15 protein-coding genes and 1 pseudogene are annotated in these 22,719 nt (G+C 46.5%); 5 read left to right on the top strand and 11 right to left on the bottom strand.

The features are described 5' to 3' along the window. Positions 1-155: 155 nt before the first annotated feature. Positions 156-2,012 (top strand): transglycosylase domain-containing protein, encoded by a 1,857-nt coding sequence (locus JSY36_RS17380; protein WP_205167331.1) that lies wholly within the window; start codon positions 156-158, stop codon positions 2,010-2,012. A gap of 182 nt (positions 2,013-2,194) precedes the next feature. Here JSY36_RS17380 and JSY36_RS17375 read toward each other — a convergent pair whose 3' ends face one another. After that, the gene (locus JSY36_RS17375; RefSeq protein ID WP_205167330.1) at positions 2,195-2,752 is read right to left on the bottom strand and encodes a DUF5366 family protein; all 558 of its coding nucleotides are present in this window, start codon (positions 2,750-2,752) and stop codon (positions 2,195-2,197) included. Positions 2,753-2,860: 108 nt separating this feature from the next. Next, positions 2,861-3,166: an antibiotic biosynthesis monooxygenase family protein gene (locus JSY36_RS17370; protein WP_205167329.1), complete on the bottom strand. Its 306-nt coding sequence runs from the start codon at positions 3,164-3,166 to the stop codon at positions 2,861-2,863. Between the two features lie 538 nt (positions 3,167-3,704). Between JSY36_RS17370 and JSY36_RS17365 the strand changes: the two genes are divergently transcribed. After that, positions 3,705-4,973 carry an acyl-CoA thioesterase/bile acid-CoA:amino acid N-acyltransferase family protein gene (locus JSY36_RS17365; protein WP_205167328.1) on the top strand — a complete coding sequence of 423 codons (1,269 nt, stop codon included), beginning with the start codon at positions 3,705-3,707 and terminating at the stop codon, positions 4,971-4,973. Positions 4,974-5,063: 90 nt separating this feature from the next. Here JSY36_RS17365 and JSY36_RS20945 read toward each other — a convergent pair. The 3 genes and pseudogenes from JSY36_RS20945 to JSY36_RS17350 form a co-directional block, all read right to left on the bottom strand. After that, positions 5,064-5,832 (bottom strand): annotated as a pseudogene (locus tag JSY36_RS20945) (MerR family transcriptional regulator). Between the two features lie 932 nt (positions 5,833-6,764). Beyond that, a complete protein-coding gene (locus JSY36_RS17355) occupies positions 6,765-7,883 on the bottom strand; it encodes an NAD(P)/FAD-dependent oxidoreductase (protein WP_205167327.1) in 1,119 nt (372 codons plus the stop codon). Between the two features lie 130 nt (positions 7,884-8,013). Further along, a complete protein-coding gene (locus JSY36_RS17350; protein ID WP_205167326.1) occupies positions 8,014-8,649 on the bottom strand; it encodes a YpjP family protein in 636 nt (211 codons plus the stop codon). Positions 8,650-8,822: 173 nt separating this feature from the next. Here JSY36_RS17350 and JSY36_RS17345 point away from each other — a divergent pair, with 173 nt between their 5' ends. The 3 genes from JSY36_RS17345 to JSY36_RS17335 all read left to right on the top strand — a co-directional run bounded on the left by JSY36_RS17345 (position 8,823) and on the right by JSY36_RS17335 (position 12,528). After that, positions 8,823-9,275, top strand: coding sequence for a hypothetical protein (locus tag JSY36_RS17345; protein WP_205167325.1), 453 nt, complete (start codon positions 8,823-8,825; stop codon positions 9,273-9,275). A 232-nt stretch (positions 9,276-9,507) separates the two neighbouring features. Beyond that, a complete protein-coding gene (locus JSY36_RS17340) occupies positions 9,508-11,001 on the top strand; it encodes a UDP-N-acetylmuramoyl-L-alanyl-D-glutamate--2,6-diaminopimelate ligase (protein WP_205167324.1) in 1,494 nt (497 codons plus the stop codon). A gap of 336 nt (positions 11,002-11,337) precedes the next feature. Continuing rightward, on the top strand, positions 11,338-12,528 hold the full coding sequence (locus tag JSY36_RS17335; RefSeq protein WP_205167323.1) for a M14 family metallopeptidase: 1,191 nt from the start codon (positions 11,338-11,340) through the stop codon (positions 12,526-12,528). A 408-nt stretch (positions 12,529-12,936) separates the two neighbouring features. On the opposite strand, the gene JSY36_RS17330 is transcribed toward JSY36_RS17335, so the two are convergent. The 6 genes from JSY36_RS17330 to JSY36_RS17305 form a co-directional block, all read right to left on the bottom strand. Then, a complete protein-coding gene (locus JSY36_RS17330) occupies positions 12,937-14,556 on the bottom strand; it encodes a glutathione ABC transporter substrate-binding protein (RefSeq protein ID WP_205167322.1) in 1,620 nt (539 codons plus the stop codon). A gap of 439 nt (positions 14,557-14,995) precedes the next feature. Further along, the gene (locus JSY36_RS17325) at positions 14,996-16,306 is read right to left on the bottom strand and encodes a helix-turn-helix domain-containing protein (RefSeq protein WP_205167321.1); all 1,311 of its coding nucleotides are present in this window, start codon (positions 16,304-16,306) and stop codon (positions 14,996-14,998) included. Positions 16,307-16,308: 2 nt separating this feature from the next. Then, positions 16,309-17,553: a M20 family metallo-hydrolase gene (locus JSY36_RS17320; RefSeq protein ID WP_205167320.1), complete on the bottom strand. Its 1,245-nt coding sequence runs from the start codon at positions 17,551-17,553 to the stop codon at positions 16,309-16,311. Next, complete coding sequence (locus tag JSY36_RS17315; protein WP_205167319.1) at positions 17,550-18,860, bottom strand: amidohydrolase; 1,311 nt, start codon at positions 18,858-18,860, stop codon at positions 17,550-17,552. The genes JSY36_RS17320 and JSY36_RS17315 overlap by 4 nt, the downstream gene beginning before the upstream one ends. Beyond that, positions 18,860-20,062, bottom strand: a complete 1,203-nt coding sequence (locus JSY36_RS17310) for a M20 metallopeptidase family protein (protein ID WP_205167318.1) — start codon at positions 20,060-20,062, stop codon at positions 18,860-18,862. The genes JSY36_RS17315 and JSY36_RS17310 overlap by 1 nt, the downstream gene beginning before the upstream one ends. A 674-nt stretch (positions 20,063-20,736) precedes the next feature. Next, positions 20,737-22,278 (bottom strand): AbgT family transporter, encoded by a 1,542-nt coding sequence (locus JSY36_RS17305; protein WP_205167317.1) that lies wholly within the window; start codon positions 22,276-22,278, stop codon positions 20,737-20,739. Between the last annotated feature and the right edge of the window lie 441 nt (positions 22,279-22,719).

Genomic DNA, 22,719 nt, shown 5'->3' with positions numbered 1-22,719 from the left:
CAATACTGGCTGGGGAAACAACCAGATATCTTGATTCATCTTATGCGTGGCTTTATAGGTTCATTCGCTCTCTTTGAAAAGACATGCGTATAAAACCTGTCAATTTCCGACAGTTTTTAATAGAATAAAAGGAGAAACCAAGGAGGCGCGAGGACATGCGAGGGGTTGCAGGAACATTTTGTATACTTTTTTTAATGGGAGCATTCTCACTCCTTCTCATGGAAGGAGCAGCTGAATATCAGGATACCCGTTCACTCCACGTGGTGCTGGATGAAGAGATTCCTGTTAAAAAAGCAGCCCTGCCTCAGACAAGCCTGATTACGGATCAGGACGGGGCGGTTGTTTCTGAAATCTTTTCAGGGGAAAACCGGATTAACCTCACCTTTGATGAAATCCCGGCCACAGTCCTTGAAGCTCTTGTTGCTGTGGAAGATCAGGCCTTTTTTGACCATCAGGGCTTTGATATACAGGGAATGACACGGGCTCTTCTAGTTAACCTTGAATCCCGGTCAGTCGAGCAGGGAGGAAGTACCGTCACCCAGCAGCTTGCGAGAAACGTGTACCTCACCCATGAGCAGACTTACGAACGAAAACTGACAGAACTGCTTTATGCGTACCAGCTTGAGCGGCATCTGAGTAAAGAAGAAATTCTTGAGCTTTATGTAAACGTCCTCTATTTTCATAACGGCGTATACGGTATTGAGGCCGCGAGCCGCTTTTATTTCAACAAACCTGCAGAAAAGCTAAGTCTTGCTGAAGCTGCTTTTTTAGTGGCCATTCCGAACCGGCCAGAGTATTATAATCCTCTCCTTCATAAAGAAAACACAGAAAAAAGAAAAGAGTGGGTACTGAAAAAAATGAAGGATGAGGAGCTCATTACTTATGAACAGTTTGATCAGGCAAAAGAAGAAGCCATTGTCCTGAATGTATCTTCCCGTATCGATGACCATCCGGACTACGTGACCTACGTTCATCATGAATTCAAAGAGCTTGTCGGCATCAGCCACGGATTTAAACATTCCCTCAGGCAGGCAGTTTCCGATGAAAAGAGAGAAGAAATCCACAAGCGGTGGAATGAAAAAACAGATGAGCTTCTGGCGGGCGGCATTACCATACATACTGCTCTTGATCCGGCTAAGCAGGTTCACGTTGTCAATAAAGTGAATGCGATCCTAGGGCCCGGTGAACTCCAGGGAAGTGCCGTCATGATTGATAATCTGACGGGTGAAATTGTTGCCCTCTCCGGAGGAAAGTCCTACCGGAAATTTGATTTTAACCGCGCGTACCAAGCCTACAATCAGCCAGGGTCTGCCATGAAACCGCTGCTCTCTTTTGTCCCTTACCTTGAATATACTGGACTCGGCCCTTCATCCATTGTTGATGCAGGCCCCTACGAAAAAAACGGCTACTCACCTAATAATTTCGGCGGTGCCGTTTACGGGAAAGTACCTTTGGAAAAAGCTCTTGCCTCCTCATACAATACAGCTGCTGTAAGAATGCTCGATCAAACGGGCATTGAGCAGGCTTTCAGCTACATAGAACAATTTGATTTCAGCCGCTTATCGGCTAAAGACCGCGTTCTTTCCTCGGCTCTCGGTACGATGGAGGTATCTCTTTTGGAGCTTACCGGCGCCTACACTCCTTTTGCAAATGACGGGCATTACGTTCAGCCGAGAGCCATCAGAAATGTAACGGACCAAAATGGGCACGTCCTTTATGAATGGGAACAAAAATCCGAACAGGTCTGGTCTGAAGAAACGAACGATAAAATGCGCCGTATGCTGCAGGCCGTCATTCAAGAGGGGACAGGAACGGCTGCGCAGCTTCCGGGAAATGGCTACGCAGGAGGCAAGACCGGGACGACGTCCAGCTTTCATGATCTGTGGTTTGTGGGCCTGAATGACCGCTACACAACCGGTGTGTGGCTTGGTAAAGATGCTCCCGGTCCTATTATTGAGGCAAGTAACGGATCTTACCATACACGCCTTTGGAAAAGCATTATGGACAAATAAAAAGACTCTATTAATTTAAGGTGTTGATTTCCGCTCATTGCCCTCCCTTTCCGCGGGAGGGTCGCGCATTCGCTGCAATCAACTCTTTAATAAATCAAAAATAATCTTTAACACAACCAATAAAAAAAGAGGGGATACTTAAAGGGACATCATCCTTTATGTATCTTCCCCATTTTGGAAAGTCAGATCGGAAGACTTGCGATAATGGTGTTGTAAAGTTTCAGCGTGGCGTAGGAGACACTTGCAGTAAGGGTGAACCAAAAGAACATGTGGAAAAACACCATACCTACCAGGGAAGCTGAAGAGAGTGAGTCTCCCAGCCTGTAGACAAAAAAGATGAAATAACCGAGGCAGGCAAGAAAAAAAACTGCCGTACTGTACCAGATATTAAAAGAGAGTAAAACCGCGATAATGCTTCCGATCAGAAAAACCCAGACACCTCCCCGTATCTTTTGCAAATCGCTGCCTTCCCTGTCTCTTGAGAAAAACAGCAAAGACACTTCATTAACCGTATCTGCAATGAGCTTTAGAGCAGAAAAAAGCATGAAAAAGAAAAACAGCAAAACAAACAGTAAAGAAATCTGGATCCCCCGTTCACTGAACACCTCCACCATCCCGCTGTAAATACCCACTTCCAGAAGTAAGCCGACAATCACTCTCTCACTGTAAAGAGCCAGGGCCAGACTGAACAGCACGATGGAAATAAGGGGAAAATGACTTGTTAAGTATGTATTTTTCATGTCAAACGCCTCTCAATTATCAATTCTTCTACTATTATATCGGTTGGGCAGCCAGAACAATAAATATTCGCAAAAAAGAAGATGCCCGTTTTGGACATCTTCATCGTATTACAGGTGGTGTTTAGCGACATATTCGTATATTTTATTACCTGACGTCGGGCTCTTGTCCAGGTTCTCGCGGCGCTTTTTGTGTGCATCCTTAAACGCACGGCTGTCAACCCACGCCTTATAATCCTCCTCGGATTCCCACTTTGTAAGAACAACTTGAAAATTTTCGTCATCTGCAGGATGTAAAAACATAAAATCGAGGCAGCCGGGAACATCTTTCATTTTCTCCGCACTTTCAGAAAAACGGGCAGCGACGTTTTCACGCCCCTCTTTTGGTACATGCAGCTCATTCATGACTACATACATCGAAAAAACCTCCTTATAATTCAATCATCATTCCAGTTTGATTACTTTTCGCCGTTGGTACATATCCTAAGAATGTTTCATTTTGTACTACGCTTTCATTATACGGGAGTCAAAAAAGGAATGAAAGAAATTAGACGTGCATCCGTTTTTAATTCGTGGTATATTGAATTACAGATATTGATTGACCGAAGGAGGCCATAAAACATGAACTTGCTTTTAATTCTAGGCGTATGTGCAGCCTTTCTTGCTGCTATCTTCACAGGCGGGTACAACGACAACCCAAACCGAAGCTAATCCAATGAAAAGCTGAATTTCTTCTCTTGAAGAAATTCAGCTTTTTTTGTTGGCTTATTTCTTGATGCAGCACAAAGGTTTCTTCTGCTTTTACCGTGTAAAAGAAATCATGTAAGTAACATACGGCAAAAAGAATGTGTTTTCCACCCTTCTATCGAATATAGATAAGACAAGCGGAGAAGACTCTTCATCCAGAAACAGCACCTTTTGCTTCGCCAATAATGATACGGCAGGTGAAGAAAAAATGACTTGTTTTTTATACCCGGATATCGGACGGATTGATGAGCCCGTTCAGCTTCATTTGGACGGATTAACCCCTTTTGAGACTCTCGAAATAAAAGCACGGTGGATCGACAGAACGGAGAAACGCTGGGCATCCTCTATTTCTGTTCAGGCAGATGAAACCGGAAAAATAATGCTCTCAAAAGAAAACGGCTCCGACACGCTGCAGGCGTTGTTATGGTCTCTTACACCGGTGGAATCATCATCCTCAGTTTTGCAAAAAAGCAGGCTTGAACCGATGAATATTGATATCACAGTTATTAATGAAGAGAAAATTGTTGTGCTCGAGCGCACGATTACCCGCCTGTTTCAAGAAGACCATATCCAGCGGGAAGAAGTAGATGAACCAGGCTTAAACGGTGTCTTTTTTTATCCCGAAAATGAAAGTAACGTACCGGCAGTCATTATCCTCGGCGGCTCAGAAGGAGGTATTTATGAAGAAACAGCTGCAGTGCTGAGTGCCCACGGCTACGCTGTATTCGCTCTTGCCTATTTCGGTGCCCCTTCTCTCCCTGCCACCCTCCATGAAATTCCTCTCGAAGTAGTGGGAAGAGCGGTGGAATGGCTTTCCGGGAAAGACTTCATCAACCGTGAGGAAATAGGCTGTATGGGGACGTCAAAAGGAGGAGAACTTGCTTTACTCGCCGCCAGTTATTACCCTCAGATTCGTGCGGTAGTCGGTGAAGTGCCGGCCAGTCACGCTTTTCAAAGTGTCAACCGGAAACGAAAGGGTTCCTCGTGGACGTATGATGGAAAGAGCTTACCGTACGTGAAATATTCTTTCTCCTTTTCTATAACGCTCGAATCACTCAAGAGCCAGTGGCGAAAAAAGCCGGTTTCTCTTCGGGGAATGTTTGAAAAAAGCCTGGAAAAATCAGGAGAAGAAGCTGCCATTCCAGTTGAAAAGATCAATGGTCCTGTCCTTCTCCTGAGCGGGGAAAAGGATCGTCTCTGGCCTTCCACCCCTATGTGCGAAACCATAATGGCCCGCCTCGCAGAACACCGCTTCCCGTTTGAAAAGAAACATGTGTCATTTAAGGACGCGGGACATGTTTTAACACTTCCCTACCTCCCCTCCGTCCTCCCTGAAGATTTGCCATTTGAACTGGGAGGAGACGAAAGGGCAAATGCACTGGCAGGGCTCGAGTCGTGGACAGAGATTCTCTCCTTTTTCGAGCGCCATTTCCATCCTGTGAAACCAAAAGTAGAGAGCGTCATCTTTCAGCAATAATTAAAAGAGTGTAACCCAAAAGGCTGTTTTTTGCCTTCTGGGTCACACTCAAGCTATTTTTGTATTCTCAGGTTCTTAACGTGCCTTCATTCATTTTCCTTCAAGGTGGTCACAATAAATCCCCATGGCATCCTTCAGAAAAGCTGCCAGACCGTCTCCGTGTTTATCAATGTTTTTTGTAAAACGCTCATCACTTACATACATTTCACCAAGCCCCCTGAACATTTCTGTCGGACAAGTGTAAAAGTGATTGTTGATTAACTGATGATATTCACCAATAAGCTTCTGCACTTCCTGATCTTCCGGTCCTTTCCCCATATGTGAGGCAAGCTTTTTATAAAGCTCGTTCCATTCGGCTTGTATTTGAGCCCAGTCTTCTTTGTTATAGGAGGCTGTTTTTTTCATGGACTCCTTATAGGCATCTGTGTGGCCGTACTTTGCTTTTGTTTCATCGGCATACTTCTTTTGATGCTTTTCAATTTCTTCCGTATCAAACGGTTCAAACATTTCTTTTTTTGACATCCCCTTCTCCCCTTCCATAGCTGCCACGGTCTGATCAACGGAGGCTATGATCTTTTCCAGGCGTTTTTTTTTTCTCCATGAGTACTTGTTTATGCTGTTCCAGTGCTCTTTTCCGGTCAAAACCCGGGGCTTCCAAAATGTCCTTGATCTTCTGAAGGGAAAAGCCAAGCTCTTTGAAAAACAGGATCTGCTGCAATCGTTCAAGGCTTTCATCATTGTAGTAGCGGTAGCCGTTTCTTTTTACATCGACTGGCTTTAAAAGACCGATATGATCGTAGTGGTGAAGCGTGCGCACACTCACCCCGGCGAACCTGGAAACTTCCTTGATTAAATACACGGTGATCACCTCACCACTTACTATAAACAATGACGTAACGTCACAGTCAAGAAGGAAAAAAACTTTTTTCACTTTCCTCCATACTCAATGAAGCTCTCAAAAAAAGCGCAGCACTAAAAAGTGCTGCGCTTCAGCAAAGCAGGAACAGGCCCCATAGCCGTCTTGTTAAGAGATTATGTCAAATTATTCAGCTGAAAAGTTAGATGCAGCCGGAATGCCCTTCGCTTTCCGCGGGGGCGCCGGTGAGCCTCCGGGAGGTTTATGCCTGCTTCTTCCTCTATCAGAAACGCTACGTAGAGATGTGCGTCGAAGCAACTCCAGCTTATTCGAGGTGTAACCGCTCGTTGCTCCCGCAGGAGTCTCGAACATTCCGGCTACATCCTCTTTTACATTCTTATTTGAGTGCTTTTAAACATGAAGCAGCTTACAGGTTTCTAAATAATGTAAAAAGACACAGGACACACCGTTTAAGGTCTTAAAAAACACGATAAATAAGGGTGAGGGAACAGAACTATTAAGGGTTTAAGAAAGGTGTTGTTTTGTAAGGATCAGTTTGATCAAAATAGGAAGTGGAGCGAAAGGCGGCGACTCCAGCGGGAATAGCATCAGCTGAAGACCCCGCAGGGCGGTCTTTCCCGAGGAGGCTGAAGCGATGCCCGCGGAAAGCGTCCGCCTGTAGCGGATTTATCTGATTCAAAAAAATCTTCCGAAAGGAAGCTTCTTTGTCATGTGTAGATTTAGGAGTGTATCTTAGAATTTTGATAAGAAAACAAAGAAGCCGCCAAGTTTTCTAAACTTGACGGCTATGGGGTCTCACCCTGTGCCTTGCTCCCGCAGGAGTCTGCGGACATACCGGCTGCATCACCATTCTCCATATAACCTCATCTTAACTTGGTGTCTTTAGGGTCCCAGACCTCGTAAGATCTGGAATCTTATTTTTGTATAGCGGCAGAGATGTCGTAGTCAGACATGTCCAGATCGGTTTCCAAGCCCATCACAAGTCTGGCAAGCTCTGCGCCCAGATACGGACCGGATGTGAGCCCGGATGATCCGAGGCCGTTTGCTGCATACAATCCATCTGTTCCTGGTACCGGGCCGGCCACCGGAAGGAAGTTGGGAGTAAATGGACGAAATCCTACTCTGGTTTCAACGTAGCCGGCGTCAGTTAACCCCGGTGCAACTTCCAATGCACGATTCAACACTTGATGAATTCCCCCGGCAGTTGCCCGGGGATCAAACCCTGCATCATCTTCATGGGTAGCTCCTACAACGACTCTTCCGGGTCCGAATGTTAGCATGTAAAGGCGGCTGGGCGGCATAATCACCGGCCATTCGCTCGTATCGGTATCCGGCATGTCCAGGTGGATAATCTGAGCTTTTTGTGATGACGCCATAAAGGGCACTCCCACCGGTTCAAGAACCTCTCTTGCCCAGGCACCTGCAGTCACGATCACACTGTCGGCTTCGATCTTCTCTCCATCTACTTTCACACCGGTGGCACGGCCGTTGTGATACAGGATTTCTGCATCTCCAGTAATAAACTCCGCTCCGTTCTTTTTCGCTCCGTTCGTCAGAGCATTCCGGAGGGCCCGCCCGTCCACACGGGCTCCTCCACTTACATGGATCGCTCCATAGACATCCGAGAGGACAGGGAATTTCTCCTGGGTTTCCTTTGGTCCGAGTCTCGTAATTTCGCCCATTTCCGGTGCGTTCGGTTTTCGCTCACAGGCCCGTTTTTCAATACGGTCAATCATGTGCTCTTCGTGGTGCATAATCATAGCACCTACACGGGCATACCCGGTTTCTTTTTCTCCGTCTGCTTCAAGCATTTCTACAAGTTTCGGATAATAGGCAGCGCCGCCTTTTACGAGGCGGAACCACGGTTTATTCCTGCGCTGTGTTAGCCAGGGACAGATAATGCCCGCGGCCGCATCTGTTGCCTGACCTTCGTCTTTCCGGTCTATTACTGTGACGCGGGCACCGTTCTTTGCCAGGTGATAGGCTGTTGAAGCCCCCAGGATTCCGGCCCCGATTACAATATACGTTTTCATAACAACACCTTTTCCTCATTTGTCTAAAGCACATTTTACTACACTTTCTCCTGCTGGTTCAATTCGGGCAGAATATGGGACCGTTGATAAAATAAAAGAAGTCCTCCGGCATGGAAGGACTCCTTTATTATTATGACATCCACTTAGGCGGGGTGTTTTTATCCCAGTACACTTCTCCAAGCTCATGGTGCGCTTCAAAGCCATCTGAACTCAGGTGATAATGAAAATTAAACCAGTATCCGTTTTTCGGCCGGTTGTCCCGCCGTACGTGAAACTTCGCCACATCTTCATTGGCCTCACTGTCGTGGATGTTAAAGATTCTTTCTCCATAACCGCCGGATGGCTCTTCTGCAACAACGAAATTCTGATAGGAGCTGTCTCCTGCCTGCTCAACAAGAGTGTTGAGTACTTCCTCTATATTCGGCAGGATTGCACTCAAAACATCGTCTTCCACCTGCCTGGCGATTTTGGGCCCAAGTTTCTTAAGGGTATGTTCTCTCGCTTCTTCGGTTATCCTCTCAATAACCTCGTCCAGGGATTCCCCGTCAGTAAGGTCATCATCTATTGTGAGATCATCTTCATTTAATTCAAGGTCATCCAGGTCCCCTTCTCCATCTGAAACAGAAGACAAATCCGGATCGCTGTCTGAATCGTCGAGTCCCTTTGCACCATCTGCATTGGTATCAAGATATGTAGGCGGGATAAACATTCCCAGCGTGATAAAGGTAATCATGACAATGGATATCTTTTTAAACCAAAGTTTCATTACAAACGCTCCCTAATACGACCTGCTTCCATTTTAACATCATGGCTTAAAAAGTCTATTAAACTATTTGACTATTCTTAATCATTTTGTAAACATTTTGTGACGGAGATGAACGTTTTAATTTTAAGGACAGGTTGATATACTAAGAATAACTTTACATTAATGGAGGCAATATGCTGACTTTTGAAGAGAAACTTACAATAATTGAATCTTACCCTGAGCTGGAACGCAATGACGTTTCAATGGGGAGAGTGAACTTTCACTATCCCGGCAGTGTTAAAGACAAGAAGAATGTCGTGTACCACCTTCACCCAAACGGCAATGGCTTTGTTTACGCCGGTGAACTCACCGGTTATGAAGTGAATGATAAAGGGATGGTGAACATCCGTAATTTTACAGAAAGAGCACTCAGATCTGTCATTGAAAAAGCCATCTCCTCCCTTTCCCCACAGCCGGAAAGTGAAGAAGAGGAAGAAGTCTGGATCAATGACAACACGCAGACCCTTACGGTTATAAAAGAAGGGGATACGTGGAACGTGTATGCTGATACGGGTCTTGATGGCACGTTTGTATCCTATAAACAGGCTGCACAGTACCTGGACGAAGAAGGGTTTACACGAATTTAACTTTGCTAGCTGTCCGGACCTTAGAATCAACTCAATATAGTAAAGCTGCGCCCAAAAGCAGGCGCAGCTTTTTTTCGTGTTTTCAATTATGTTTATACCTAAACCTTTTAGGGTAGTAAAGCGATATAGAGCACACTATTTTCCTTTTTAACCTGATAATAGAATTCCTGTAAAAAACGAATACTACTTTGGAAATAAGGATTGGTTGTTGCAAATAAAAGGAGTTATGTCCATGCTTATATCATTTCAACATAAACACCCTCTCATTAAGAAATACTGGGGACTTTCTGAGACCTCATTTACGTCCATTACATACGATTCAAGAAAGGTGGAGCCGGGTACTGCATTCTTTTGCATAATAGGGACAAAAACTGATGGACACCGCTACATTAACCAAGCCTGCCGCTCAGGAGCTTCTATTATTATCGGGACTGATACCGTGCTTCTTGAAAAAGCTGTACAGCTTTTTCCCGGCACCACCTTTGTCCAGGTAACAGACGCCAAATCCTTTATGTCCTATCTGGCCATTATTCTGTATGACCATGCGGATGAAAAAGTTAAAACCATTGCTGTGACCGGGACGAACGGAAAAACGACCGTCTCTTCCTTTGTCCGCAATCTCCTGTTGAAATCGGGAATTCCAACGGGACTTATCGGGACGAACGGTGTGTGGGATGACCGGATCAGACGTAACTTTAACCATACTACGCACACCACTCCTGAAGCGCCGGACCTTCAGTACATCTTTCACCGTTTTTATAAAGAAGGTCTTCAGGCTGTATCCCTTGAAGTGACTTCCATTGCCATCGAGCAGAAGCGTGTCGCCGGTGTGATTTTTGATGTTGGTATTCATACAAACCTGACTCCCGAGCACCTCGATTTTCATGGGTCTTATGAAGCCTATAAGCAATCGAAACTCAAGCTTTTCCGTCAGGTGAAGAAAGCCGTCGTAAATGCTGACGACGGTGAGATGGGCAGAGACATTAAAGCCATGTTTAAAGGACCCCTTCTTACTTACGGGATTTACACAAAAGGAGATGTCTTTGCTGAAAATATGGAAACCACCTCTTCCGGTACGGCTATGGACCTTACCATTCTGGGAAAACGATTCCCTGTTCTCGTCCCCATTTTCGGAGACTATAATATCTCTAATTTCCTTGCGTCTTTATGCGCGTGCCTTCACCTGAGTATTCCGATCCCGATCCTTTTGGAAGGACTGCAGACCCTGTCACTCCCGGAAGGCCGGTTTCAGATTGAGGACAAATTGAGTAATTACAAAATCATTATGGATTTTGCCCATTCCCCGGATGCCCTTGATAAAGTCATTACGGCTGCAAAACAGCTGGACCATAAAAAGCTGATAGTACTCGTTACAGGTGCCGGTGGCGGTGATCCTGCCCAATGGCCGAAAATGGGAGAAACAGTGGAAGGAAAAGCGGATCATATCGTCGTTTCAGTTGATCACCCGGATCAGCTTGACCGACGAGACATCGTATCTGGTGTACTAAACGGGTTTCAGGATCCGATTCACCCGTCCGTCAATACAGCCTTGGACAGGGAAAAAGGCGTTCATAAAGCCCTCTCGTTTGCAGATAAAGGAGATATTGTTCTTTTAACAGGCATCGGCTTTGTAGGGCATCAGTTTGTTAACGGCAGGGAAGTACCTTATTCGGAGACAGAGACACTCGAGCGTTATTTTAACAAGATCAACATCCTTCCTGAATAAAACCCATTTACTTTGAGGCTGGGACATAAAGAAAGTGTTTAGCTGAAAATCCGAACAATGCGCTGGTGTAGCGGATGAAATATACGCAGACTCCTGCGGGAGGAAAAGCTAAGGTGAGACCCCGGAGTGCGACAGCACACGGAGGCTCACCAGCTTCCCGCGGAAAGCGGAGTATATTTCAGGAGCGGTTTTATTGCACCGCATATTATTCGTTCGGGTTTTCGTTCAACTAAAACACTTTTTGTCCCGGTCTCTTTTTGATTGGAGGCATGGGGTCTGACCGGCGTGATTTTTTCATACTTATGATGAAGATACCTTTAAGGAGGTTAGTTGAGTATGAATATACGCGTCCGTCGCGGTGACAGCTTCTGGTTCTACAGCCAGCTGTTTTCTGTCCCTCTTTCATTAATCACTGCATCCAATCCAAATACAAACCCTGAACGTCTGCAAATTGGGCAGATTGTAAGGATTCCTGGTTTTTATGTGAGCATTTATACAATTCAGCCAGGTGACTCTTTTTGGACGATCGGACAGCGCATCGGTGCTTCAACGGATATGATCCAGCTTCTTAATCCATCACTGAACCCGCTTCAGCTTCAGATCGGCCAGGAAGTATTGATCCCGGTCAGGGTCCGCTCCACGATCGTTCAGGGGGGAAGGGAATACAACTCTGCCGCTATGGCAAACGACATAGCAATGCTTAAGGAAATTTATCCCTTTATGGCTGTAAGAACGATCGGGAATTCGGTTATGGGAAAGGACATTTATGAACTGAGCGTAGGTACAGGAGACAAACGGGTTCACCTGAACGGATCTTTTCATGCCCATGAATGGATCACAACACCGGTACTGATGCAGACACTTAATACGTACTTACTCGGACTTGTGAACAGTGAACCGGTTAGAGGGCTTGCCCTTCTGCCGTTCTTTTCTTCGGTGACGTTGTCCATCGTCCCGAACGTAAATCCAGATGGCGTGGATCTGCTTATCAACGGCTTGCCCGATGAGGAACCTTACCGCAGTGAGGTGCTGGCAATCAATAATAACAGCACAGACTTTTCAGGTTGGAAAGCAAATATCCGAGGTGTAGATCTGAACAACCAGTACCCTGCCCAGTGGGAAGAAGAAGCAGAGACGAAGCCTCAAAGCCCTTCCCCCCGTGATTTCCCGGGATACGCACCATTAACAGAACCGGAGGCCATCGCCATGGCTGATCTTGTCTCTGAATCTGATTTTGACCGGGTTCTTGCCTATCATACGCAGGGAAAGGTTATTTTTTGGGGTTATCAGGGACTTGAACCGGAAGAGTCCGAAACGATCGTGAATGAGTTTGCGAGAGTGTCAGGATTCGAACCGATTCAATATGTAGAGAGCTACGCAGGCTTTAAAGACTGGTTTATCCAGGAGTTTAGAAGGCCCGGGTTTACAGTGGAACTCGGCCTTGGCGAAAACCCCCTTCCGATTGAGCAGTTTGACGAAATGTACGAAGATAGTTTAGGGATTTTTCTTGCGAGTTTGTATATGTAGGAAGATGGTTCCGGGGAGTACCAGTTTTTATTCGAGACTTTTTATTGAATTTCTACTCCTTTTTGCTGTTTATATAAAAAAATGAGTATCCCTATGAGTCAGTAAATTTCTTTTACTAAACCGGAAGTGTAATTAAATCCTTTTTGTATCATGCGCAGCTGAACGCCAGCAGCGAGACTCCTGCGGCAGTGGGGGCCAGGCGAGACCCCGCATGGCGCCAGCCTGAGGAGGCTCGCCGGCACCGCCGCGGAAAGCGAGCGGATGGCGTTCAGCGGAGCTTTAACAACCCCTTGTACTGACGTAAGGGGATACTCCTATTAATGAAAACTACTGCATCAAAACAAAACGTGCCGGACAAAGGAAAGCCTTCGCCCGGCACGTTATTTCTTTTGTTATTCTATGCAGCCATTAGTTAATGGTTACATCCTGAAGCTGATAGATTCCGGAGCCGTCAGCCCAGAATCCTTGAACGTTGGACTGCATACCCATGATATGGGATGGGTGGTACAGGAACGACATTGGCTGTTCTTCGTTCAGGTACTCGACCGCTTCTTTGTAAAGAGCCAGACGCTGGTCTTCATCCTGCTCTATACGAGCTTCCTGAAGAAGGGCATCAAACTCATCGTCCTTCATGAAGACCCGGTTACCCGGAGGTCCTGCGTTATCAGAATGAAAGAGCATGTGAAGCGGGTAATCTGCGTCACCGGTACCAAGTGACAGCCCAAGAATAAACATGTCATGCTCCCCGGCACCTGTAGCATCAAGGTAGGCACCCCACTCAACCGTATTGATGTTCGCCGTTACACCGATTTCTTCAAAGTTTGCCTGTGCCAGCTCGGCAATATCCTGACGCTCACGGCTGTCGTTTGTCCAGATCGTTGTTTCAAATCCGTCCTCATAGCCGGCTTCAGCGAGAAGCTCTTTCGCTCCTTCAATATCCTGCTCTTGTACAGGAATATCAGCGCTGTAGCCGAACTGCGTATCATTAATCGGCCCGTTTGCAGCTTCCCCTGTTCCTTCAAGGATACCGTCCAGCATCGCCTGCTTATCAAGTGCCATATCGAGAGCCTGGCGTACGAGTGGATCGTCAAACGGCTCTTTTTCCATGTTAAAGCCAAGGTACGTGATGCTTGCTCCGTCACGGATGTAAGGCTCTACTCCTTCGTTTCCTTCAACCCGGGCAAGGTCACTTGCCGTTACAGGGTCAACAATGTGCATATCGCCGGACTCAAGGTTCCCAAGACGTGTTAAGTCTTCCGGGATAACCTCAAGTGTGACCGTATCCACTTTCGCATTTTCACCCCAGTAGTCTTCGAAGTTTACAAGCTTCACATCGTTACCTGAATTCCACTCTTCAAATTCAAAGAAGCCAGTCCCTGCAGGGTTTTGGTTAATATAAGCTCCTGCCTGATCTCCGTCTTCCATTGCTTCATAGTCACCGTCAATGGACTCTTTACTTACGATACTGGAAGCATAGTGAGCAAAGTGATCCGGAAGTGGAGCAAATGGGTCTTCTGTAACAAATTCTACTGTGTAGTCATCAATGACATTTACTTCATCAATAATTTCAAAGAGAATCGCTCGTGGAGAACCAATCTCCTCATCAAGGATACGTTCAACGTTCGCTTTAACAACTTCTGCATTAAAGTCAGAACCGTCGTGGAACTGAACGCCTTCTACAAGTTTAAATTCCCACACATTTTCGTCTGTGGCTTCCCAGCTCTCTGCCAGAAGCGGTTCAAGTTCCATATCTTCGTTAAACTTCGTCAATGTTTCATAGATTGCTGTATGAACCTGTCCTGATGGAACGTCACTTGCTGTATGCGGATCAAGTGTGTTGATGTCGGAAAGAACACCAATTTTCAAGTCTCCCCCTGCTTCACCGGAGCCACCTTCTTCCGCGCTTCCGTCTGAATCTCCGCCTTCGTCCGTTGTTTCTCCTTCATCCGGTTCGCTGGCACAGCCGGTTACAACTGTGGCCAAAGCCAGTGAAAAGGCCCCCGCTTTAAGTGCTTTGCTTTTAAACATCTCTTTCTCCCCCTTGTTTAATTATCTATCGTATTTTTTACTCCTGAACAATGAGAGTAAATAATATGGAATATGGTGTTTATTCAGAAAATTCAGTTTATGTATCGCACCATTTTCCTCTCTCCGTCCAGCTATCCCATTCCCCTCCACCGAAAGCCGGCAGAGAAAACGTTATGTACAAAGCTACTATACCTTCACTGCAATGTAAAGGAAAAAACTATATTAATATCTTATTTTTTAGACTATTCTGCTTAAATGCGCGTCACACAGGGGATGATTGCATTTTAACAATAACTGCCATCATTCGTATTATCCAGGTAATAAAACCCATCATGATACATAAATTCAAGTAAATGGGATTTCGCTGAGGATATCGGTTTAATATTATATGTGAATAATAACCCACTGAAAAAAGCACCCAACTGGTGCTTTTTTCTTATTATTCAGCAAACGTAAGGGTGTATATTTTCCTTGGTCTCCCCCGCTGTCCGGGCTGCTCTTCACCGCTGATTTTTGCAAGCCCCATATCCTCAAGGGCCGTAAGAATCCGTCTTGCGTTCCGGTCTGTACTGTTCAGCCATGTGGATATGTCTTTGGCCGTAACGGTCTTCTGGCCATAGTAAACAGAGATCGATTGAATTTTTGACACGATGGCAGGGCTGATATGAGCTTTTTTAAACTTTTCAAGCCATTCCTCCCCCCAGAGCCGCTGGTTATAGGAGACTTCACCCTCGTTTTCCCAAACTTTACGGACTGATTTGTCTTCATCTACAGTAAAGACAACTTGGTCGTTGCTTGATCTTGCTTCACGGAAAGCCATGCGCACATTCTGCTCTGCTTCAATAGCCGTACGTCCGTATCCTGATACGGTACGAAGCGACAGTCCTGTCTGCAGCTTCGCCTGGTGAATAAGGTCAAAAAGAGGCTGGTACGTCTGGTATTCAAGTTCTCCCAGGGTCGTGTAAATAAAGAAAACACCATCGCCGATCTGGACGTAGGACCCGTGGACTTTCTCAGCATAAAGAAGAATCAACCGCTTCAAATCAAGGTCCCGGTGCTTTGACTTGAAGGAGTAGTATTCTTCTTCAGACTGAAGAGGGCTTTGAACACTCTCAATCCCTACTATTGCAATCTGTGATTTCCGGTACAAAGCAGAATGAATCCGTTCCCGGAGAAATTTGATCGTCAGTTGAATCGCAAGCTCTGTGGGCGTCACTCTGTAGCAGGGAACGCCCCGTTCTTTTAACGCCAGATAAACCGAGCGAATGCTCGTAAATGCAGCTTCGATTTTCTTTTCTTTATAGAGATTTTCGTGAAACGTCACGATCTCATCAGGCGGGAGGTAGCCTTCATACGGATAATTATAGACTTCAAGATCCTGAAGGGAAAACATGTTCCTGAACGAATCCATCTCCTCATCACTGATCGTATCAACGCTGATGCTGGGCAGAATGGTCCCTTTTTCATATTGTGCTTTAAGAAGCTTCCCAAGAAGGCTTGAGCCGTATAAAGGCGGATAGGTGGCTTCATGGTCTTCTACAAGATTAAGCTTGCGGGCAAAGAAGTACGGCGCCTGCCCTGAGAAAAGCCAGTAATCTACTTTGTCTTTGTTCGCTTCAATAATTCCCTTTGTCTCTTCCGTTCTTTCATAAGGAAAAGGAATAAGAACAAGGTCCTGGAACCGTCCCGCTTCCTGTTCAATTTTTTTAATCGAGTCCTCAGGTCCTACAGCACCTAATCTGATTTTCACATCTACTCACCTGTTTCTTTACGTAAATAAGCCGCAATAATTTTAACCCCTTTGGCCAGGTCTTCCACACTGGCTTCTTCAGCAGGATGATGGCTGAGACCGCCTTTACACGGAATAAAGATCATGCCGGAGGGCCATTTTGCTGCCATATTCATCACATCATGTCCTGCACCGCTCTCAAGAGTAAGTGAGGAGATCCCCAGTTCACTTCCCACTGAAACAAGCTTTTCGCAGACATGCTCGTTTAAATGGACAGACGGGTTATGGACAAGTTTTTCACCTTCAATTGTTACGTTAAAGTGCTTCTCCAGTTCCTTACACTTGTCGTAAATGTCACGTTCGAGCTGTTCTTTTAAACTGTCATCTACACTGCGAATGTCAATTCCAAGATCAAGAGAGCCTGGAATGACTGTCATCACATTCGGCTTTAGTTCTATCGTACTAGCAGTGGCTACAATTGGCAAATCCGATTCGGCTGAAAGTTTTCCTGCCCGTTCAGAAATGAAGGAAATCAGAGGGGCCGCTGCCACGAGGGCATCCTGCCTCCCCATCATCGGTGTTGTTCCTGTATGGCCTGCTTTCCCATTAAAATGGAGAAGGAGTCTGATCGGGCATGCGATCGCCGTAACCGCTCCGTAATCTGCGCCTGCCTGTTCTACTCTTAAACCTTGTTCGATATGAAGTTCGACGAAAGAAGCAATCTCATCAGGCGCCCGTTCCGCCTTTTTTACGTCACCCCAAACGAGTCCTCTTGATTCCACCGCTTCACGTATGGTCATTCCCCCGGAATCGGTCACGTTTTCCAGTGCGCGGTAATCCGCCAGCCCCGACATCGCTTTGCTTCCGATGGTGGATATCCCGAACCGGGATGATTCTTCAGATGCAAAGCAAATCACTTCAATGGGCTGGTTTGGAGAAAATCCTTCGTCTTTTAGTTCCTTAACGGCTCCGAGTCCGCACAGTACTCCTGCTACACCGTCATAGCCACCGCCCCGTTCAACTGTGTCAACGTGAGACCCTGTAGCTACAGTCGGTTTATGTTTATTTTCATCTGTTTCCCAGCGGGCAATCCGGTTTCCCGCCTTATCCTGACGCACAGAAAGGCCGAGTGCTTCCGCTGTTTTCGTAAAAACAGCCATGGCTTCCCATTCTTCCTCTGTATACCCGAGTCTGGTAAATCCATCCGGCTGATCCATCGTCTCTACAAGGTTCAGTTTCATTAATGTTTCTTCCAACCACTGTTTCATCGCTGCTGCCCCCTTTGATTGCATTCTAATATAAGTGAAATAAACGCTGCGGCTCCTGTTTTTAATACTCCTTCATCGTAATCAAAGCGAGGGTGGTGGTGTCCTGCAGGAAGCGGTGTCCCAAATATCATGTATGTGGCCGTTCCTCCCCGTGCCTGAACACGGTTCATCATGTGAGTCACATCTTCTGATGCGCCTAAAGAAAGAACAGGGAGCACCTCTGTAATTGCCGTTGATCTTGTTGCAGCCTGCTCCAGTAACCGTATAAACGCTTGATCACAGACAGCAGACGTTCCTTTCCCGACAACCTTCATTTCTGCTTCAACATCGTACAGAGATGCCGAGCCATGAATGATTCGCTCTGCTTCCTGGAACACGTAGTCGTTCAGTGCGTTCGTTTCCCCTCTGGTTTCCCCTGTCAGGGTTGCCTGATCCGGAACGATGTTACGCCCCGTGCCGGCGTTAAGGGTACCTATGTTCAGCCGGGTCGCTCCCTGTGAGTGAGGAGCGATGGCATGAAGATGCTGGGCACATGCAGCTGCCGCAAGAAGGGCGTTTTTCCCTTGTTCCGGACGTTTCCCCGCATGGGCTGCTGTTCCTTTAAAATGAACGTCAAACTTCGTTGTAGCTAAAAACTGCTCCGTTGTTGCGGCTACCTGACCGACAGTCAGGTCTTCAATACCGATATGTCCTCCCAGAAAAACGTCCACATCGTCGAGCCAACCCATTTCGACCATGGCTTTTGCGCCGCGGCTCCCTTCTTCAGCAGGCTGAAAAAGAAGCGTGTACGTTCCTGTAAGCTCGTCCCTGTATTTTGCCAGCCAGGTTGCAACCCCAAGGCCGATAGCGGTGTGGCCGTCATGGGCACACGCATGCATCGAGCCAGGCAAAGAAGAGGCAAACTCTTTTTCCGCCGGTACGTGGTCATAGGTGTCTGACTCCTCAATCGGAAGCGCGTCAATATCAAACCGGCAGGCAATATGAGGTCCGGGCTTCCCCGTTTTTAAAACAGCCACCACTCCTGTATGCCCGCCGGCCACCTTGTTTAGAAACTTTTCAGGTACACCTGCTTCTGATGCTCTTTTTTCAGCGGCGTAAAGTTCCTGGTCTGAGGGAACGCCCATCCGTGCCGACGTCTCAACTGCGTCAGTGCCTGTATAAACCGTAAGCCCCAGGGCCTGCAGCTGTTTGTAAATACGGTACGTAGTCATGTATTCGGTCCAGCCGGTTTCCGGGTACTGGTGAAAGGCGCGCCGCCAGTTGATAAGCTCAGGGTTCAGTTCTTCTAAAAAGGCGTCGATATTCATTAGCGGTTCTCCTTGTTCAGTCGTTCAAGTGCGTCAAATGCAAGCTGGGTCATGAGCTCTGTCCCAATGGCAAGTGACTCTTCGTTAATGTCAAACTCTGCATCATGAAGAGGCTTTTGTACCGCCCGCTCCGGAATGGCTGTACCAAGCCAGTAGTAAAGTCCGGGGTATTCTTTAAGAAATCGGCCGAAGTCCTCTCCTCCAAGGCTTGGGTTCAACTGTGGTGTTCCCTCTTTGCCCAGAATTGCCTGGGCGGTTTCTCTAACTGGTGCCTCCCACTCGGGAGAGTTTACCGTTGCCGGATATCCGTCCACGTAATTCAAATCAATAACAACTTCATTAGCTTCTGCAAGTCCGTTTACCGCTTTCCTGATCCGGCCTTTTACTCTGTTCTTTACGTCGTCGGAATTCGTGCGTACCGTTCCTTCCAGTGTCACTGTGCTTGGAATTACGTTGTAGCGGTCACCGCCGTGAATCTCACCAAACGTAATAACGGCAGACTCCATAGGATCCACATTTCTGCTTACGACCGTTTGAAGATGGTTAATCACCTGAGCGGCAATGACGATCGCATCTTTTCCCTGGTGAGGCATACTCGCATGCCCTCCTGCCCCGTGAATCGTCATGGACAGGCGGTCGGAATTCCCCATGATCGGGCCGCCCATTACCCCTACTTGTCCGACCGGAAGATCCGGCCACATATGCTGGGCAAAAATGGCGTCAGGTTTATGCGTCTCAAAAACTCCGTCTTTCATCATTTCCTGCGCTCCTCCAACAGGAGCCAGTTCTTCAGCAGGCTGGAAAACGAGAAGCACTTTTCCCGGAAGTTCAGCTTTATTTCTGTTCAGTAGTGCACCGGCTCCCATCAGCATCGCTGTATGGGCATCGTGTCCGCAGGCATGCATTTTCCCCTTCGTTTCAGAAGCATAGGGGACGTTGTTTTTTTCTGTGATCGGAAGGGCGTCAATATCTGCCCGGAGAGCGACTGTTTTCCCCGGCTTTTCTCCTTCAATGATGCCAAGAACCCCGTGAGTGGCAAAACCGGTTTCATATGGAATGCCTTCTTCTTTCAAAAAGGCCTGGATGGATTTTGACGTTTCTTCTTCTTCCTGACTCAGTTCAGGGTTTTTATGAAAATGCCTCCGGTAATGGACGACCATTTCTTCTATTTGTATGCCTTGTCCTTTGACTGAAAATCCCATTGATAACGACTCCTTAAGTTGGTTTTATATGTGAATGTATGAAACTCATTGTTTAAATTACATTCTTTTAAAGGTTTGTGTAATGGAGCCTCCATTTCCTTCGCTTTCCGCGGAGGTGCCGGTGACTCCTCATGCTGCGCGAGACCACTGAAAAGATTAACTTTCTCAAAGGTAAGTGTTGATTTCCGCTCATTGCACTCCCTTTCCGCGGGCGGTTCGGGAGCCTCCTCGACGCTTTGCGTCTCCGGGGTCTCCCCGGAACCCGCTTTTCCCGCAGGAGTGTCGCGCATTCGCTCCAATCAACGATTCTTACGACATTTCTCTTTACTATATGGCGGGAACAGCATCGACTGAATTTATCCCCTCAGAAAAGGGTATGGAATGATCTATTTTCCACAGCCTGTTATTTGAAACGAATAAGAGGTGCGTGATGCGTACTTCTGCTTTTTCACCTCTACTCTGTCCAAAGCAAGGATGCTGTAGCAATGCCCGAGACTCCTGCGGTAGTAGGAGCTAGGGCGAGACCCCGCAAGCGAAGCGAGGAGGCTCGGCGGCACCTCCGCGGAAAGCGAAGGGCATTGCTACAGCATCTGCATCCAACTTTTTCACAGCGCTCAGTAAAAAAGGAAAAGAGAAGTTGCTGCACAACAACTCCTTTCCCTTTCTGACTATATTTAGTTCATTCCTACACCGGGTCCGATCGGAATCCCGAGCAGTGTCCAGGCAATAAAGATCGCAATCCAGATTCCGAGGAAGATAAGAGAGTATGGAAGCATGATCGTAATGAGCGTTCCAAACCCTGCGTTTTTATCATAGCGCTTCATGAATGCAAGAACCATGACCACGTACGGATTAAGCGGTGTAATGATATTCGTTGATGAATCGGCAATCCGGTAGGCCAGCTGAACGAATGCCGGGTTGTAATCCAGAAGCATAAACATCGGGATAAAGATCGGCGCCATGAGCACCCACTGTGCGGAGCCACTGAAGATAAACAGGTTGAGCACCGCAGCCAGGATAATAAAGCCGACAATAACCGGCAGTCCGGTAAAGTTCAGATTCGTCAGTGTTTCTGCACCGGATACGGCAATGAAAGCACCAAGGTTTGTCCATTCAAAGTAGGCAATAAACTGGGATGCCGCAAAAATCAGGACAATATAGCCGGACATGTCCTTCATGGAATCAGCCATGAATTCCGGAATATCTTTTGTTGATTTAATCATTTTTACTGTAAGGCCATATGCGATGGCAACGACGATAAAGAAAAAGAGAATGATCGGTACGATATGGGTCAGAAATGGTGAAGGTACAATCGTGCCGCCTTCCCCTCTGAGAATCGCATTACCAGGAACGATTAGCAATGAAACCAAAATGGTATAAATAAGACCTGCAATACCTGCATTTCTGAGACCTCTGTTTTTCTCAGGTGTGATCTCTTCAATCTTCTGTCCCACAACATCATCTTCACCGAGTGACGGGTCGTATTTTCCAAGTCGCGGCTCGATGATTTTTTCTGTAATCCATGCACCTACAAACATCAGCATAACAACAGAGAAAAGCATGAAGTACCAGTTATCTACAGGGGTAATGAGTGCTTCAGCGTTAATCGTCCGTGCTGCTTCTGTTGAAATCCCCGCAAGAAGGGCGTCGGTACCTGTAATGATGACGTTCGCTGTAAATCCTGCACCGACCCCGGCGAAACCGGCAGCAATACCTGCCAGCGGATGACGGCCGATCGCGTAAAAGACCATTGCCGCAAGTGGCGGTACGATAACGAATGCCGCATCAGAGGCAAGGTTCCCCATGATACCAGTTGCAATAATGGCATACGTAATCAGGCTTTTCGGTGCGTTTAATATTGTCTTTTTCATAAATGTCTCGATCAGTCCGACCTTTTGGGCAAGACCGATACCAAACATCATCACAAGAACAAGGCCGAGTGGCGCAAACCCGGTAAAGTTATCTAGCATCGAGGAGAGAATGTACTCAATTCCATCTGCTGAAAGCATACTTTGTATTTGTTCTGTCTCCCCGGTCCCCGGATGTTCAAACGAAATGTTAAATAAGCTGATGAACCAGGACAGCCCGATTACACCCAAAGCAAGATAAACAAACAACATAAACGGATGAGGCAGTTTGTTTCCGACGCGCTCTACACCGTCAAGAAACTTTGAGAAAATCCCTTTCTTTTCCCCGCCTCCATTTGAGTCAGTCATATACGTTCACTCCTCTTTTTCAAATTACGGAAATTGTCTTTAATAAGACCGTTAATAAAAAAATATCATAGGTTTGTTTTAATGTAAACGTTTATTTTAATAACGTTCATCATTTTCTGAATACTTAAACAGGTGAAATACTGATGCAGCAATGGATCAGAGGTGTTAAAAAACTTCTGAATTTTAATGACATTTTTAAAATCAAGTGTTTACGCTCATTGCGCTCCAATCAACACCTTTATACCCACAATGACCTTTAGCACAACTAATTAAAAACATCAGAAAAAGGGCTGTCTCATTTTTTGAGACAGCCCTCAGGCTGTCGAGAAACCCACGCTTTTTTGAAGCGTGGGTTTCTTTATGTGGAGAAAATGAAATTAAGTGATGCAAATACCTTTTAAAAATAGGGCAAACCACCTCTCAGCTGGCTGTGAGGTGGTT

Source organism: Alteribacter salitolerans (assembly GCF_016901055.1).
GTDB classification, from domain to species: Bacteria; Bacillota; Bacilli; order Bacillales; family Salisediminibacteriaceae; genus Alteribacter; species Alteribacter keqinensis.
This window is presented reverse-complemented; position numbering and strand designations above follow the sequence as displayed.

Excerpts from the sequence above, each read along its gene's own strand:
- JSY36_RS17370 (WP_205167329.1), bottom strand. The coding sequence starts at position 3,166 with ATGTATGTAGTCATGAATGAGCTGCATGTACCAAAAGAGGGGCGTGAA.
- JSY36_RS17305 (WP_205167317.1), bottom strand. The coding sequence starts at position 22,278 with ATGACTGACTCAAATGGAGGCGGGGAAAAGAAAGGGATTTTCTCAAAG.
- JSY36_RS17340 (WP_205167324.1), top strand. The coding sequence starts at position 9,508 with ATGCTTATATCATTTCAACATAAACACCCTCTCATTAAGAAATACTGG.
- JSY36_RS17350 (WP_205167326.1), bottom strand. The coding sequence starts at position 8,649 with ATGAAACTTTGGTTTAAAAAGATATCCATTGTCATGATTACCTTTATC.
- JSY36_RS17335 (WP_205167323.1), top strand. The coding sequence starts at position 11,338 with ATGAATATACGCGTCCGTCGCGGTGACAGCTTCTGGTTCTACAGCCAG.
- JSY36_RS17310 (WP_205167318.1), bottom strand. The coding sequence starts at position 20,062 with ATGGGATTTTCAGTCAAAGGACAAGGCATACAAATAGAAGAAATGGTC.
- JSY36_RS17345 (WP_205167325.1), top strand. The coding sequence starts at position 8,823 with ATGCTGACTTTTGAAGAGAAACTTACAATAATTGAATCTTACCCTGAG.
- JSY36_RS17375 (WP_205167330.1), bottom strand. The coding sequence starts at position 2,752 with ATGAAAAATACATACTTAACAAGTCATTTTCCCCTTATTTCCATCGTG.
- JSY36_RS17380 (WP_205167331.1), top strand. The coding sequence starts at position 156 with ATGCGAGGGGTTGCAGGAACATTTTGTATACTTTTTTTAATGGGAGCA.
- JSY36_RS17365 (WP_205167328.1), top strand. The coding sequence starts at position 3,705 with ATGACTTGTTTTTTATACCCGGATATCGGACGGATTGATGAGCCCGTT.
- JSY36_RS17315 (WP_205167319.1), bottom strand. The coding sequence starts at position 18,860 with ATGAATATCGACGCCTTTTTAGAAGAACTGAACCCTGAGCTTATCAAC.
- JSY36_RS17320 (WP_205167320.1), bottom strand. The coding sequence starts at position 17,553 with ATGAAACAGTGGTTGGAAGAAACATTAATGAAACTGAACCTTGTAGAG.
- JSY36_RS17355 (WP_205167327.1), bottom strand. The coding sequence starts at position 7,883 with ATGAAAACGTATATTGTAATCGGGGCCGGAATCCTGGGGGCTTCAACA.
- JSY36_RS17330 (WP_205167322.1), bottom strand. The coding sequence starts at position 14,556 with ATGTTTAAAAGCAAAGCACTTAAAGCGGGGGCCTTTTCACTGGCTTTG.